Annotated in this window: 16 protein-coding genes; 10 read left to right on the top strand and 6 right to left on the bottom strand. The window is 64.8% G+C overall.

Going from position 1 to position 14,773, the window contains the following annotated elements; genetic code table 11:
* The first annotated feature begins 91 nt into the window (after positions 1–91).
* A complete protein-coding gene (locus VZC39_RS07130) occupies positions 92–1,270 on the top strand; it encodes an MFS transporter (RefSeq protein ID WP_434667020.1) in 1,179 nt (392 codons plus the stop codon).
* A 63-nt stretch (positions 1,271–1,333) separates the two neighbouring features.
* Here VZC39_RS07130 and cydX read toward each other — a convergent pair whose 3' ends face one another.
* The 3 genes from cydX to VZC39_RS07115 are packed head-to-tail and all read right to left on the bottom strand — an operon-like array spanning position 1,334 to position 4,170.
* Entirely contained in the window at positions 1,334–1,447 is a 114-nt protein-coding gene (gene cydX / locus VZC39_RS07125) for a cytochrome bd-I oxidase subunit CydX (protein ID WP_005310033.1), read from the bottom strand.
* 24 nt (positions 1,448–1,471) lie between these two features.
* The gene (gene cydB / locus VZC39_RS07120) at positions 1,472–2,599 is read right to left on the bottom strand and encodes a cytochrome d ubiquinol oxidase subunit II (protein ID WP_434667014.1); all 1,128 of its coding nucleotides are present in this window, start codon (positions 2,597–2,599) and stop codon (positions 1,472–1,474) included.
* Positions 2,599–4,170 (bottom strand): cytochrome ubiquinol oxidase subunit I, encoded by a 1,572-nt coding sequence (locus VZC39_RS07115; RefSeq protein WP_434667011.1) that lies wholly within the window; start codon positions 4,168–4,170, stop codon positions 2,599–2,601. Before VZC39_RS07115 ends, cydB begins: the two co-directional genes overlap by 1 nt.
* Positions 4,171–4,290: 120 nt before the next feature.
* Here VZC39_RS07115 and VZC39_RS07110 point away from each other — a divergent pair, with 120 nt between their 5' ends.
* Positions 4,291–5,715 carry a PLP-dependent aminotransferase family protein gene (locus VZC39_RS07110; protein ID WP_434667008.1) on the top strand — a complete coding sequence of 475 codons (1,425 nt, stop codon included), beginning with the start codon at positions 4,291–4,293 and terminating at the stop codon, positions 5,713–5,715.
* Positions 5,716–5,789: 74 nt separating this feature from the next.
* On the opposite strand, the gene VZC39_RS07105 is transcribed toward VZC39_RS07110, so the two are convergent.
* Entirely contained in the window at positions 5,790–6,440 is a 651-nt protein-coding gene (locus VZC39_RS07105) for a tellurite resistance TerB family protein (RefSeq protein WP_434667005.1), read from the bottom strand.
* A gap of 62 nt (positions 6,441–6,502) precedes the next feature.
* Between VZC39_RS07105 and VZC39_RS07100 the strand changes: the two genes are divergently transcribed.
* From VZC39_RS07100 to VZC39_RS07080, 5 genes are all read left to right on the top strand, one after another.
* The gene (locus VZC39_RS07100) at positions 6,503–7,354 is read left to right on the top strand and encodes a DMT family transporter (protein ID WP_434667002.1); all 852 of its coding nucleotides are present in this window, start codon (positions 6,503–6,505) and stop codon (positions 7,352–7,354) included.
* On the top strand, positions 7,351–7,653 hold the full coding sequence (locus VZC39_RS07095; protein ID WP_349921688.1) for a hypothetical protein: 303 nt from the start codon (positions 7,351–7,353) through the stop codon (positions 7,651–7,653). The genes VZC39_RS07100 and VZC39_RS07095 overlap by 4 nt, the downstream gene beginning before the upstream one ends.
* A 20-nt stretch (positions 7,654–7,673) precedes the next feature.
* Positions 7,674–8,144 carry an acyl-CoA thioesterase gene (locus tag VZC39_RS07090; protein WP_349921687.1) on the top strand — a complete coding sequence of 157 codons (471 nt, stop codon included), beginning with the start codon at positions 7,674–7,676 and terminating at the stop codon, positions 8,142–8,144.
* 74 nt (positions 8,145–8,218) lie between these two features.
* Positions 8,219–8,416, top strand: coding sequence for a pleiotropic regulatory protein RsmS (gene rsmS / locus VZC39_RS07085; protein WP_349921685.1), 198 nt, complete (start codon positions 8,219–8,221; stop codon positions 8,414–8,416).
* 63 nt (positions 8,417–8,479) lie between these two features.
* The gene (locus tag VZC39_RS07080; RefSeq protein ID WP_434666997.1) at positions 8,480–8,947 is read left to right on the top strand and encodes a GyrI-like domain-containing protein; all 468 of its coding nucleotides are present in this window, start codon (positions 8,480–8,482) and stop codon (positions 8,945–8,947) included.
* 15 nt (positions 8,948–8,962) lie between these two features.
* Here the strand turns inward: VZC39_RS07080 and VZC39_RS07075 are convergent, their stop codons facing one another.
* Complete coding sequence (locus VZC39_RS07075) at positions 8,963–9,805, bottom strand: LysR family transcriptional regulator (protein WP_434666994.1); 843 nt, start codon at positions 9,803–9,805, stop codon at positions 8,963–8,965.
* A gap of 111 nt (positions 9,806–9,916) precedes the next feature.
* On the opposite strand from VZC39_RS07075, the gene VZC39_RS07070 reads away from it, so the two are divergent.
* Positions 9,917–10,417, top strand: coding sequence for a nucleoside deaminase (locus VZC39_RS07070; RefSeq protein ID WP_434666991.1), 501 nt, complete (start codon positions 9,917–9,919; stop codon positions 10,415–10,417).
* Positions 10,410–11,660: an MFS transporter gene (locus VZC39_RS07065; protein WP_434666988.1), complete on the top strand. Its 1,251-nt coding sequence runs from the start codon at positions 10,410–10,412 to the stop codon at positions 11,658–11,660. The genes VZC39_RS07070 and VZC39_RS07065 overlap by 8 nt, the downstream gene beginning before the upstream one ends.
* A gap of 43 nt (positions 11,661–11,703) precedes the next feature.
* Here VZC39_RS07065 and rluF read toward each other — a convergent pair whose 3' ends face one another.
* Positions 11,704–12,732: a 23S rRNA pseudouridine(2604) synthase RluF gene (gene rluF, locus VZC39_RS07060; RefSeq protein WP_434666985.1), complete on the bottom strand. Its 1,029-nt coding sequence runs from the start codon at positions 12,730–12,732 to the stop codon at positions 11,704–11,706.
* A gap of 584 nt (positions 12,733–13,316) precedes the next feature.
* On the opposite strand from rluF, the gene gdhA reads away from it, so the two are divergent.
* Positions 13,317–14,663 (top strand): NADP-specific glutamate dehydrogenase, encoded by a 1,347-nt coding sequence (gene gdhA, locus VZC39_RS07055; protein WP_434666982.1) that lies wholly within the window; start codon positions 13,317–13,319, stop codon positions 14,661–14,663.
* Positions 14,664–14,773 lie beyond the last annotated feature (110 nt).

The raw sequence follows: 14,773 nt of genomic DNA, 5'->3' as shown, positions 1-14,773 counted from the left end.
AGTAATTTGATGTCATCGTCATTTTTGCCAACAAACTTGCTGGGCATACTGCCGCCATTCTCCCGTCGGGAGTCCATTTCAAGGAGTTTGTATGCCACTGGCGTTGTTTGCCCTCACCCTGAGTGCCTTTGCGATCGGCACCACCGAATTTGTCATCGTGGGGCTCATTCCCACCATCGCCGAGCAGTTGCAGGTATCCCTGCCCTCGGCGGGCCTCCTGGTCAGCCTCTATGCCCTCGGCGTCGCCATCGGCGCTCCCGTGCTGACCGCGCTCACCGGCAAGCTGCCACGCAAATGGCTGCTGGTGGGGCTGATGGCGCTCTTCACCGCCGGCAACCTGCTGGCCTGGCAGGCCCCCGGTTACGAGAGCCTGATCATCGCACGCATCCTCACCGGGCTGGCCCACGGGGTCTTCTTCTCGGTGGGCAGCACCATCGCCACCGGTCTGGTGGCCAAAGAAAAAGCGGCGAGTGCCATCGCCATCATGTTCAGCGGCCTGACCGTGGCACTGGTGACCGGCGTGCCCCTCGGTACCTGGATTGGTCAGCAGTTCGGCTGGCGCGAGACCTTCCTGGTGGTGAGCCTGCTCGGGATCGTCGCCATGGTGGGCAGCCTGCTGCTCATCCCGAACAACCTGCCCAAGGGAGCGGCCTCCAGCATCCGCGAGCAGCTCGTCGTGCTGACCAAGAAGCCGCTGCTGCTGGTCTACGCCAAGACGGCGCTGGGTTACGGTGGCGCCTTCACGGCCTTTACCTTCCTCGCCCCCATCCTGCAGCAGGTGAGCGGTTTTGGTGCCAACGCGGTGAGTCTCATCCTGCTGGTGTACGGGGTATCGGTGGCGGTCGGCAACATCTGGGGCGGCAAGCTCGCCGACAAGATGGGCCCGCTGCCCGCCCTGAAGCTGCTGTTTGCAGGCCTCGCCCTGGTGCTGCTCACCCTCACCTTCACCGCGCCGCACCCTGTGCTCGCCGTGCTTACCGTGCTGGTGTGGGGGGCCTTTGCCTTCGGCAACGTGCCGGGTCTGCAGGTGCTGGTGGTGAAACAGGCCGAGATCCACACCCCCAATGCCGTGGACGTGGCCTCCGGCCTCAATATCGCCGCCTTCAACGTCGGCATCGCCCTGGGTTCCGTGGTGGGTGGTTTCGTGGTGGAGCACCTTGGATTGATGCACACCCCCTGGATCGGGGCCCTCATCGTGCTGCTGGCCTATGGCCTCACCCATCTCAGCGAGGCCAGCGAGCGGCGCGGCGCCCGCCCGGCCATCGCCTAAGCCCCTGGCAACAAAAAGGCCGACACCCAGTGTCGGCCTTTTTCATTGGCAAGATGGCGCGGCTCAAGACTCCTTGAGATCCTCATCCGCGGCCCAGCGCGCCTCGAGCCAGAGCAGATTGACCAGGCCGCACAGCAGCGCAAACCCCAGCCCCAGTATCCAGGTGAAATACCACATATCGATGACTCCTCAATTCTCTTGTTAGTAGAGGCTATGGCCGTGTTCGCGCACCTGCTCGGTGCTCATCTTGCCCCGCGCCACCCAGTAAACCCAGAGGGTATAGCCGATGTTGATGGGCATCAGCACGGCGACTATCCCCAGCATGATGAAGAGGGTGCGCTCACTGGAGGTGCCGTCCCACAGGGTCAGGCTGCTCGACGGATCCAGGGACGAGGGCAGCACGAAGGGGAACAGGGCGATGGCGATGGTCAGCATCATGGCGGTGCAGGCACCGCCGCTGGCCAAGATGGCGAGCCGCGCCCGACCAAGGGCGCTTGCCAGCGAGCTCATGAACGGCAGCAAGAGGCCAAGGGCCGGCACAGCCCAAAGCACGGGGTGCGCAATGAAGTTGCCAAACCAGCCATCCGGCGCCGTCGTTACCTGTTTCATCAGGGGGGTCAGGGAGCTGTTGAGATCCCCAATCTCGGCTATCTGGTAGCCGCGCATCTGGCTGAGCCAGAAGCCGCCCAAGGCAAACAGAGCGCTTGCCAGAGGGCCGAGCCAGCGGCTCTGGCGAGCGCAGCGCGCCGCTATCACTCCTTGAGTCTTGCACTGCAGGAAGCTGCAGCCATGGAGCATCAGCAGGGCCAGCGCCGTGCCCATGCAGGTGAAGAGCAGGGGCCAGTTGAAATCGAAGGCGCCATAGTGGATGCGAAGGGCCGAATCGAAGCGAAACGGCAAGCCTTGCAGCAAGAAGCCCAGGGTCGCGCCAAACACCAGGGTCGGCAGCAGGGCCCCCATCACCAGGGCCCTGTCCCACCAGCGGCGCCACACGGGGTCCGGCAGCTTGCTGCGATAGTCAAAACCGACCGGGCGCAGGAAGAGGCCGAACAGCAGGAACATGAAGGGCACATAGAGCGCCGAGAAGGAGGCGGCATAGACCAGGGGCCAGGCGGCGAACAGGGTGCCGGCACCGGCGATGAGCCACACCTGATTGCCCTCCCACACGGGCCCCACGCTGTTGAGCAGCACCCGCCGTTCCTCATCGTTCTTGGCCACCACGGGCAACAGCATGCCGACCCCGAGATCGAAGCCATCCATCACCACGAAGCCGATGAGCAGGAAGAGCACCAGCCCCCACCAGACGAGTTTCAGGGTTTCGTAATCCATCAGACGGGACTCCCGTTTTTCAACACTTCACCTTGATAACGACCCGTCTGCAGGCTGGCGGGCCCTTTGCGGATCACGTGACGCAACAAGAACAGCTCCACCACCAGCAGCGTGCTGTAGATGAGGAAGATGGAGATGAGGCTGAACCAGAGTTGGCCCGGTTGCAGCAAGGAGACGGACGCCGACACCGGCAGCACGTCGCTGATGGTCCAGGGTTGGCGACCGAACTCGGCCACGAACCAGCCCGCCTCGATGGCAATCCAGGGCAGCGGTATGCTCCAGAACAGGGCCTTGAGCAGTTGGGTCGATTGCACCAGCCGGCCCCGGCACAGCTGCAGGAAGGCGGCGGTAAAGAGCAGCAGCAACACCACGCCTATGCCTACCATCAGTCGGAAGCTCCAGAACAGTGGCGCCACCTGGGGGATGGAGTCGTCCACCGCCTTGGCAATGGCCGCCTCGTCCGCCTTGCCAATCTCCTTGGCGTAGGGGGTCAGCAGCAGGCCGTAGCCGAGATCGGCGCGGTGGCGCTCGAAGGTGGCCCTGGCCTTGGCATTGCCGCCATCCGCCCGCAGGGCTTCCAGGGCATCGTGGGCCAGCATGCCACTGCGGATGCGCACCTCGTGCTCGGCCTTGAGATCTTTCAGGCCCGTCACCTGCTCATCGAGGGAGCGGGTGGCGATAATGCCCATCAGATAAGGGATCTTGACCGCGGCGTGGGTGGTCTCGGCGCTCTGATCCGGCAGACCGAACAGGGTGAAGGAGGCCGGGGCAGGCTCGGTGTGCCACTCCGCCTCGATGGCGGCGAGTTTCACCTTCTGTACCTCGCCGGTGCGATAGCCAGACTCGTCACCCAGTACTATGACCGAGAGGATGGCGGCCAGACCGAAACCCGAGGCGATGGCGAAGGATCGCAGGGCGAAGCGCACCTCCATGCGGCGCAGCAGATACCAGCTGCTCACCCCCATCACGAACAGGGAAGCAGCCACATAGCCCGCCGCCACCGTGTGCACGAACTTGACCTGGGCCACCGGGTTGAAGATGACAGCGGCCACGTCCACCAGCTCCATGCGCATCGTCATGGGGTTGAACTCGGCGCCGACCGGGTTCTGCATCCAGCCGTTGGCGATGAGGATCCAGAGCGCTGAGAGGTTGGAGCCGAGCGCCACCAGCATGGTCACCATCAGGTGCTGACCGCGGGAGAGTTTGTCCCAGCCGAAGAAGAAGAGTCCCACCAGGGTGGATTCGAGGAAGAAGGCCATCAGTCCCTCCACCGCGAGCGGAGTGCCGAAGATGTCGCCGACGTAGTGGGAGTAGTAGGCCCAGTTGGTCCCGAACTGGAACTCCAACGTGATCCCGGTAGTCACCCCCATCACGAAGTTGATACCGAACAACTTGCCCCAGAAGCGGGTGATGTCCTTGTAGATCACCTTGCCGGTCATCACGTAGGCCGACTCGGCAATCACCAGGATCCAGGACAGCCCCAGGGTGAGGGGTACAAACAGAAAGTGGAACATCGCCGTCGCGCCGAACTGTATTCGGGAGAGGCTGACCACATCATCCAGGCTTATCATGCATGACTCTCTATGTTGCATTTAACAGACAGGTTTTCGCCCGTTAAGTACAACACGTGCCATGACACCTATAACAGATGCAGTTATAGTGAAATACACCTATAACAGTTTAAACCCATCATGTCCCGCTACGGCCAACTGGCAGATCAGCTGCAGCAGCAGATAGAGAGCGGCGTCTGGCGGCCGGGGGAGCGTATCCCCTCCATCCGCCAGAGCTGCAAGACCCACCACCTTAGCCCCATGACTGTGCTGCAGGCCTATCAGTTGCTGGAGAGCCGCGGCCTGGTGCTGGCGCGGCCCCAGTCCGGTTACTACGTCAAGGCCGTCGCCTCCCCCCAGCGCATCAGCACCCCCCAGCAGGCGCACTACAGCGGCTCTGTGGACATCAACGATCTGGTGTTCGAGGTGCTGCAGGCGAGCAAGTCCCGGGATCTGGTGCCACTCGGCATGGCGGTGGCAGATCCCACCCTCTTCCCCCACCCCCAGCTCGGCCGGGCGCTGGGCAGTTGCATGCGCCGCCTCGATCCCTTCAGCACGGTGGCAGACCTCCCCCCCGGCAACGAGACCCTGCGCCGGGCCATCGCCCGCCGCTATGCGGACGACGGCCTGCTGGTCGACCCCCAGCAGATCATCATCACCACCGGGGCCATGGAGGCGCTCTCCCTCAGCCTGCAGGTGCTGACCGAGCCGGGGGACTGGGTGGTGGTGGAGTCCCCCACCTTCTACGGCGCCCTGCAGGCCATAGAGCGCCTGCAACTCAAGGCGGTGGAGATCCCGGTCACCCCCGGGGTCGGCATCGATCTCGCCCTGCTGGCCCAGGCCCTGGCCGAGCGCCCCATCAAGGCATGCTGGCTGATGGGTAACGTCCAGCATCCGCTCGGCCACACCATGCCGGATGGCCACAAGGAGGCGTTGATGCAGTTGCTCAACGCCCACAAGGTGCCTTTAGTGGAAGACGACGTCTATGCGGAGATCTATTTTGGCCGCGAGCGGCCACGCCCGCTCAAGCATTGGGACTCGCGGGGGGACAGCCTGCTGTGCAGCTCATTTTCCAAATGCCTGGCGCCGGGTTTTCGGGTCGGCTGGGTGGTGGCGGGCCCCCACGCCGAGCGCATCCAACGGCTGCAGCTGATGTCGACCCTGTCCACCAATGTGCCGAGCCAGCTCGCGCTCGCCGACATGCTGCGCCAGGGCGGGGTGGATGCCCATTTTCGCCGCCTGCGCCACACCCTGGCCCAACGCCAGCAACAGATGCGGGCCGCCCTGCTGCACCTTCTCCCCGGAGAGGTACGTATTTCCAACCCCGATGGTGGCTACTTCCTCTGGCTCGAATTTGACGAGCGCCTCGACAGCCGCGCCCTGCACGCCCAGGCACTCGCCTGCGGCTTTTCCCTAGCACCCGGGGCCCTGTTTTCCAGCCAGGGTCAGCACAACCACTGCCTGCGCCTGAACAGCTCCCATCCCTGGAGCCCAGAGCTGGAAGCCGCCCTCAGCCAGTTGGCCGAGCTTATCCATCAGCAGTTGGACAAACCCTTGTTGCGTTGAGCCCTTGAGGCGGGCGCGGCGAACACAAACAGGCCCCATGACGGGGCCTGTTTCATCCTGCACTGGCGTGCGGATCAGCTCGGCGCCCCAAGCTGGGCGACCTGTCGCTCTATGCTGCTCTTGAGGTTGTCATCGAGTTTGAGCGCCTTTGCCAGCTCATCGAGATAACCGCGCTCCATGAAGTGATCCACCTCGACGGTGAGCAGGGAGGCGAGATAGACCTCGGTGGCCTGCTCCATGTCGGTGACCTCCCGGGCCAGGGCTTGGGGATCCAGCGGGCGGGCCAGCTCGGCGTCAATCCAGCGGGCCGCGTCGCTCTGCCCCTGTTCGGTCAGGTACTGCTGGATCTTCTGGCGCTCGGCGTCGTCGATGTGACCGTCGGCCCGGGCCGCCGCCACCATGGCCCGTACCAGCAGGGTGGCACGGGCGTCCAGCGCCTGTCCCTGCAGGGAATCCAGAGGCTGGGCCGGTTGCGCCGCGCCGCCTTGCTGGGATTGCCAGTCCTGGTAGAGCTTGTAGGCGAGGCCACCGAGGGCCGCCGCGCCGCCCACCGCCGCCACCTTGCCACCATATTTGCGTATCTTCTTGTTGCCGAGCAGCAAAGCCATGGCACCGGCTGCCAGGCCGCCCTGCGCCATGCCCTTCATCTGGGCCTTGCGGCTGTCGCCGCCGTCGTTGAGCCAGCTCTTGCCGCTGCCGAGCAGTTGATCGAGTATTTGTTTCATAGGCCCTCCTCATTGCATTTTGCTTTATGCTGGTTCGCCGCCACTGAACTCAAGGTGAATAAATGCCGCTACCCCGCCTGTTGCTGCTCACTCTGCTGACCCTGGTGGCATTCGCCGCCAACTCGGTGCTCTGCCGCCTGGCACTGTTTGAAGAGCGCATGGATCCGGCCCTGTTCACCCTGCTGCGCCTGACCAGCGGCGCCCTGGTGCTGTTCCTGCTCTGCTCGGCCCGCCGTCCCACGCCAGCGCGCCAAGGAGACTGGGCTGGCGCCCTCTGCCTCGTCATCTACGGCGCCGCCTTCTCCTTCGCCTACCTGACCCTGACCACAGGCACCGGCGCCCTGCTGCTGTTCGCCGCCGTCCAACTCAGCATGCTGGCCCCACCGCTGCTGCGTGGCGAGCGGCTTCCCCCTTTCCAGTGGGCCGGCCTGCTGCTTGCCATGGCGGGGCTTATTTTGCTGCTGCTGCCCGGCATCAGCGCGCCGGATCCCCTGGGGGCCGTGCTGATGGTCGCCGCCGGCATCGCCTGGGCCTGCTATACCCTGCGCGCGCCGCGCTTTAGCGATCCCATCGCCGCCAACGCGGGCCATTTCCTGATGGCCAGCCTGCCTGCGGCCCTGCTCTATCTGTGGCTGGGGCAACTCAATGCCAGCCCGACCGCCATCGGCTACGCCCTGGCATCGGGGGGGCTCGCCTCCGGTCTCGGCTATGCCCTCTGGTATCAGGTGCTGCCCCAGCTTGGGCGCACCCTGGCCGCCAGCATCCAGCTGCTGGTGCCCCCACTCGCCCTCCTGGCCGGGCTCATCCTGCTCGATGAGTCGGGATCATGGCGGCTGTTGCTCTCCTCCCTGGGCATCCTCGGGGGGATAGCGCTGGTCATCGCGGGGCGCCCCCCGCAAGGAGACAAATCATGATGAAGCTTGTCATACTGCTGCTCACCTGCACCCTCGCCGGTGGCCTGCTGGCCGCCACCCCGGACAGGCAGACCCATCAGGACGGATTGGACAGAGCCTGCCTCAACGCCCGCCAGTTGCAGACGGGACAAGACAGACAGCAGCGCATCGATGCCTGCGTCAGGGCGGGAGGCAAGGCGACCCGTTGTCAGCAACAATACGCCAGCGTCGGCCAGCGCACCGGCAACGAGCGCCCCTATGTGTCATCCCTGCCTCCCTGCCAGCAGGCCGAGGCTTATCGCAAGAGTACCCGGCCATGAGCCGGCAGCAAGGAGAGAACATGACCCCACCCCGCGAGCTGACCCTGCAGTTTCTGGCCGAGCCCGCCGACGTGAACTTCGGCGGCAAGGTGCACGGCGGCATGGTGATGAAGTGGATCGATCAGGCGGGTTACGCCTGCGCCGCCGGCTGGTGTGGCGGCTATGCCGTCACCGTCTACGTGGGGGGCATCCGCTTCCTGCGCCCCATCCAGATAGGCCAGTTGGTGGAGGTGCACGCCCAGGTGATCCACACCGGCACCACCAGCATGCACCTGGCGGTGGATGTCTACAGCCGCCACCCCACCAGCCGGGAGCGCCACAAGACCACCCACTGCATCATCATCTTCGTCGCCATGGACGAGCACGGCAAACCGGACAAGGTGCCCCAGTGGCAACCGGTGAGCGAGGGGGATCTGCAGTTGCAACAATACGCGCTCAAGCTGATGGCCCTGCGCGAGGAGATAGACAAGGAGATGCGCCAGCACCTGTAGTGGCGTACCCCTGCACCAACCCGGGCGCGGCCCTGTATACTGGCCCCCGACACGACACTGATGCGGAGAAGAGAATGTCACTGGAGAACGCCCCCCCCGAGATCAAGCTCGCGGTGGATCTTATCGAACTGCTGGAGACCAACGACATCGATCCGGCTCTGGCCCTGGCGGCGCTCGCCATCGTGCAACGAGACTATGAGCGCAAGATCCAGCAGGCGGCGCACACCCAGGCCGCCAGCACCGACCCCGACCGAGGGGGGAGTGCTGGCTAAGCAGGCCGCAGGCGGCCAAGCACTGGCCAGCCTGATGTATTCAACCGGCAGAGAGGAAACGTCATGACAGCCCCCATCCGATTCGAGCAAGGTCGCCCCATGCTGCTGGGGGGAATACGCCGCCATCACCTGTTTTCACAGGGGGATTTCGGCGGCCAGTGGCACGACTTCGGCGCGCTGGGCCCCTTGCCGGGCCAGCTCGGGGAACACGCCTACGGGGTCATCTGCGGCGCCGACGAGCACGGCTGCGAATACCTGTGTGCGGTGGAGGTGAACGCCCTGGAGGTGCTGCCCCCCACTCTTGGCCGAATGCGCATCACTGCCCAGACCTATGCCGTCTTCCTGCACCAAGGCCATGTGGATACCTTGCCCCAGACCTGGCAAGCCGCACTGGCCTGGCTCGCACAATCCAGCTATGAGTCTGCCCACAAGCCGGATTTCGAGCGCTACGGCCCCGAGTTTGACGCCCAAACCGACAGCGGCGAGGTCGAAGTCTGGCTCGCCGTGCTGCCAAGGCAAGCCATCGCCTGATCCCGGCACTCGGGCTCAGCGCAGCCCCATCACCTCGTCACACAGGGCGATGAGGGCCTCGCTCAGGCGGCGAAGGGCTTCCCCGCCCTCCTCCCCCCGATGCAAGGCCAGCTCCACTGCCCGCATGGGGGGCCAGTCGATGAGTTCGACCTGATCGTCTTGCACCAACCGGCTCGGCAACAGGCTCACCCCGATGCCGGCGCTCACCGCTCCTTGCAGGCTCGCGAGGCTGGCGCTGACATAGGCGATGCGCCAGCGCAGCCCTCGCTCATCCAGTGCATCCGTCATCTGCCGCCGATAGAGCCCCTCGCTTGGGAACACCACCAAAGGCACGGGATCCCGCGTTGCCGCCGGCCAGTCGCGACTGTCGACCCAGGCGAGCGGCTCGCGCCAGCGGGCGACAGGATCCCCCTGCCCCCGCGTCTGTTTGATGAGCGCCAGATCCAGTTCGCCCCCCTCGAAACGTTGCCAGATCTCGTGACTCAGCCCGCTTGCCACCTCCAGTCGCACGGCAGGGTAGTCCCGGGCGAAGGCCCCCAGCACCGGGGCCATGGCACCGGCGGCAAAATCCTCCGGCACCCCGAGCCTCAGGGGCTGGCTCGCCTCGCTCACCCGCTCCCGGGCCTCCTCCAGCAGCGCCAGAATGCGCCGCGCCAGTCCAAGCAGCTTCTCCCCGGCCACCGTGGTGGTCACGGTGCGGCCCGTGCGATCAAGGAGCGGGCAGCCGAGTTGTTCCTCAAGGCGCCGCATCTGCTGGCTGATGGTGGACTGGGTCAGATGGACCCGATCCCCGGCCCGGGTAAAGCTGCCGGTCTCGATGATGGCGACGAAACTGCGCAGTAATTGGGGATCCAGCATGGCCGTTTACCATTTATAAAATCACTGATTGTCATTCTATCATTTAATTTCCAAATGACCTGGCGAGTCGCTAGGCTCCCTCCACCCCCACTTTTTGCCCAGGACAACCCCATGTCGCCCCACGCCCAGTCCGGTACCGGCCTCGTCAACTCCCTCACCGCCCTCAGCGACCCCAACCATCAGGAGTGGCTCGAGCAGACCCTGCACCTGGCGCTGACCCACCGCCAGCAAGGGGGCCGCCCCTTCGCCGCCCTGCTGGTGAAAGAGGGAAAACTGGTGGCGAGCGCGGTAAACCTCATGCTGGAATCCGGGGATCCCACCCGCCATGCGGAGATGGAGGCGCTGCGGGAGGCGAGCTTGCTGGGGCCGCTCAAGGACGCCGTGGTCTACGCCAGCGGCCACCCCTGTCCCATGTGCCTGTGCGCCCTGGTGATGAACGGCATTCAAGCGGTCTACTACGCCTTCGACAATGCCGACGCGGCTCCCTTCGGTTTTGACAGCAGCGCCAGCTACGATCGGCTGCGGCTCCCTCTCTCCCCACCGCCCCTGCCGCTCATCAAACTCAACAGCCCCATCCCGGCCTCAGCCCTCTACGGCTGCCAGCATGAGTAAGGGCGGCAACCCGGCCCTGCTGGTGCTGGTGGTGCTCATCGCCCTCAACCTGCGGCCCTTTCTCACCGCCATCGGCCCGCTGGCGGGGCAGATAGACGGGCGCCTCGCCATGGGCATGGATAGCCTCGCCTGGGTCACCCTGCTGCCCCTGCTGCTCATCGGTGTCGGCGTGCTCTGCACCCCGGCGCTACTCGGGCGCACCCGCGCCGGCGTCTTGCTCGGCGCCGCCTTGCTGCTGCTCGCGCTCGGCAGCGCCCTGCGCTTTGACTTGACGAGCGGCGCCCTGCTTATCGCCAGTGCCGCCCTCTGCGGCCTGGGCTCGGCCCTGGTGCAGGGGGTGCTGCCCGGCCTCATCAAGGGGGCGTTTGCCCGGCGAGTGCCGCTGGTGATGGGGATCTTCTCCGCCTGCATGATGGGGGGCGGGGCGCTCGGCGCCATGCTGAGCCCACGGCTCGCGGGCCTCATCGACTGGTCACGGGTGCTGGCGCTGTGGAGTCTGCCGGTGCTGTTCGCGCTCGCCTGGCTCCTCTGGCGGGTGCGGCTGCCACGCCCGGCGCCGAAGCCTCCGTTGCAGACAGAGCAGCGTCTCGTCGCCCTGCCCCGCAGCTGGCTGTTGATCACCTGCTTTGGCATCATCAACAGCGGCTATGGCATCGTCGTGGCCTGGCTCGCGCCCGCTTACATGGCCCAGGGCTGGAGCGCACAGTCCTCGGGTGAGCTGGTGGCCTGGCTGGCCCTGGCCCAGACCCTGAGCGGCCTGGGATTGCCACTGCTGGCGGCACGCAAGGAGGACAGGCGCCCCTGGATGGGGCTCGCCATCACGCTGCAGGTGCTAGGCTTTGGCGGTCTCTGGCTGGCCCCGCAAACGGCCCCCATCCTCTGGTGCCTGCTGTGTGGCGCAGGACTTGGCGGCAGCTTCTCCCTCATCATGGTGATAGCGCTCGATCACCTGCCGGATCCGCGCCGGGCCGGCAGCCTGAGCGCCCTGATGCAGGGATTTGGCTTCATGCTGGCGGCGACCGGCCCCTGGGTGGCGGCGCGCCTGCATCATATAAGCGGGGATTTTGCCAGCGCCTGGCAGTGGCAACTCGGCGGGTTGGCGCTGATGAGCCTGCTGGTGCTGCGGCTCAACCCCTTGCACTACCCGAGCGTGATGCGCCTGCCCGTGACTGGCGAGACGGCTGTCCCCCTGGCTGGCAAGACGAGCGCTCCCCTGGCTGCCCAAAGCAATACACCGGCCTAGGGCCGATGTATTGAGAAGGTTGAAAAGCGAGTGACGGGGCGCCTTAACGCCCCTTCTTCTGCCGTCCGCCCTGGTTCGTGCGCGGTTTGCCCGCCGTGGCGGGTTTGCCACCCTTGGCCGGTGCGCCCTTGCCCCCGGCCTGTTTGCCAGCACCGCCTTTGCCTGCCGTGCCCTTGGTGGGGCCTTTGCTCTCAAATGCCTCGGGTCCCGGCACATTGGGACGCCCGCCAATCTCGTGATCGTCGCTTCGGCGGGGCTTCTTGCCCTGCGCCGTCTTGCCAGCCGCGCCGCTTGCGGCCTTGGCCACCGGCTTGCTGGCAGGCGCCGCCCCCTTGGCGGGTTTCACTTCGGAGGAGGAGTCTTCGATGAGCTTGAACAGCTCGATAAGCTCGTCGTCGGTGAGATCGCGCCACTCCCCCACCGGCAGCCCCTTGAGGCTGACGTTCATGATGCGGATACGCTCGAGCTTGGTGACCTCGAAGCCGAAGTGTTCACACATGCGGCGGATCTGGCGGTTCAGCCCCTGTACCAGGGTGATACGAAACACGAAGGGGGACTCTTTCTTGACCTTGCACTTCTTGGTGACGGCGCCGAGGATCGGCACCCCGGCCCCCATGCCGCGGATGAATTCATCGGTCACCGGCTTGTCGACGGTCACCAGGTACTCTTTCTCGTGATCGTTGCCCGCCCGCAGGATCTTGTTCACCAGATCCCCGTGGTTGGTGAGGAAGATGAGCCCCTGGGAATCCTTGTCGAGCCGGCCGATGGGGAAGATGCGGGTGCTGTGGTTGACGAAGTCGACGATGTTGTCCTTCTCCCCCGCCTCCGTGGTGGAGACGATGCCCACCGGCTTGTTCAGCACGATGAACACCAGGCTGTCCGCTTCCCGCGCCTCGATCACCTGACCGTTGACCTTGACCAGATCCCCGGCAAACACCTGATCCCCGATGCCGGCGCGCTTGCCGTTGATGAAGACGTTGCCCTGCTCGATGAAGCGATCCGCCTCGCGGCGCGAGCAGATGCCGCTCTCGCTGATGTATTTGTTCAGGCGCATGGATTCATCGGCCAGCATGGGTCACCTGCCAGATCATGGGGTTGAGGGAGCTTGTCGGCTGGGTCAGCCAGGTCATCATCGAGTTAGTCTGCATACCATTCCATCTGCAAAAAGCATCTTCAAAAAGGTCAAAGCCTGCACAATCATCAAAAAAACGCCGCTACAGTAGCATATTGCCCGCCGTCGTTCGCCGGATACTTGCATCTGGCTCATGGCGCCCAGAGCCGGGTCCCGGCCTGGCGAGCTCGGCCCCCTCGATGCCCGCCCTGTTACTCATTCACTTTTCACGCATTGTTAACCTTTTGTTGTATCCCATGGCGGCCAAGGGGCTCTTCTCTGTTCCCCGCTTGCCACCCTGACGACGCCGCGAAAAGCCGACAGGAATCGCTTGCTATTTATTAATCTAAAATGCATAAAAAGATTTTCGTCCGCACGAATTATCTTGCCGAAGCCAAGGGGAGACGCCATGAGCACTGCCCCATTCGGCGAGGATCGCAATCCCTGCGATCACAGCTCATTCCCGCCATCGAACGCAGAGTTGGCTGCGGGGCATGATCGTCTCTGGCAAGACGCCAATTGCACATTCACGACAGGAGTTATAGATGAGTCATTCCCTCTCCCAGGCCGACTTTCTGGCCCAGGTGGCCAAGCGCAACCCCCATCAACCCGAGTTCATCCAGGCGGTGAGCGAGGTGGTCGCCTCCATCTGGCCCTTTATCGAGCGCCATCCCCGCTACCTGCAACACGGTTTGCTGGAGCGCCTGGTGGAGCCGGAGCGGCTGGTGCAGTTTCGGGTTAGCTGGGTCGATGACCAAGGCCAGGTGCAGGTGAACCGCGGCTATCGCATCCAGCACAGCTCCGCCATCGGCCCCTTCAAGGGCGGCATGCGCTTCCACCCCTCGGTGGATCTCTCCGTGCTGAAATTCCTCGCCTTCGAGCAGACCTTCAAGAACGCCCTCACCACTCTGCCCATGGGGGGCGGCAAGGGGGGCAGCGATTTCGATCCCAAGGGCAAGAGCGAAGGGGAAGTGATGCGCTTCTGCCAGGCGCTGATGCTGGAGCTCTATCGCCACCTGGGTGCCAACACCGACGTGCCGGCCGGTGACATCGGCGTCGGCGGGCGCGAGGTGAGCTACATGGCGGGCATGATGAAGAAGCTCACCAACAGCGCCGAGTGTGTCTTTACCGGCAAGGGGCTCTCCTTTGGCGGCAGCCTCATTCGGCCGGAGGCCACCGGCTACGGCCTGCTCTACTTCGTCGAAGCCATGCTGGCTCACCGCGGCCAGTCGCTGGCGGGCATGACGGTATCGGTATCGGGCTCGGGCAACGTGGCCCAATACGCCATCGAGAAGGCGATGTCCCTCGGCGCCAAGGTCGTGACCGCCTCCGACTCCGGCGGCACCGTCTACGATCCGGACGGTTTCACCCCCGAGAAGCTGGCCCGATTGATGGAACTCAAGAACGAGCAGCGCAAGCGGGTCGCGGATTACGCCCACGAGCTTGGGCTCGAGTTCTTCACCGGCCGTACCCCCTGGCACCTGCCGACCCAGGTCGCCCTGCCCTGCGCCACCCAAAACGAATTGGATGAGTCGGACGCCGCAGCCCTCATCGCGGGCGGCGTGCAACTGGTGGCCGAGGGGGCCAACATGCCCTCCAGCGCCGCCGCCATCCAGGCGTTCCATGCAGCCAAGGTCCTGTTCGCTCCGGGCAAGGCCGCCAACGCCGGTGGGGTCGCCACCTCTGGCCTCGAGATGAGCCAGAATGCCCAGCGCCTCTCCTGGACCCGGGAAGAGGTGGACGCCCGCCTCAAGGGGATCATGAACAGCATCCACAGCACCTGTGTGCGCTACGGCCAGGATGGGGATAATCATGTGAATTACGAGAGCGGCGCCAACATCGCCGGTTTCGTGAAAGTCGCCGACGCCATGCTGGCGCAAGGGGTCTGCTGATCCCGGCGCGATAGCGGGAGCGACCCGCCGAGCCGATCACGAAGGGCAGCCATGGCTGCCCTTTTCACATGCGCTTTCAACAGCGTGATGCCTGCCCCTTGTGCATCTCG

The sequence above is a fragment of the Aeromonas sp. NJAU223 genome, assembly GCF_051125555.1.
GTDB classification, from domain to species: domain Bacteria; phylum Pseudomonadota; class Gammaproteobacteria; order Enterobacterales; family Aeromonadaceae; genus Aeromonas; species Aeromonas veronii_G.
The sequence above is the reverse complement of the archived record's forward strand: the minus strand, read 5'-3'. Positions and strand labels throughout refer to the sequence as shown.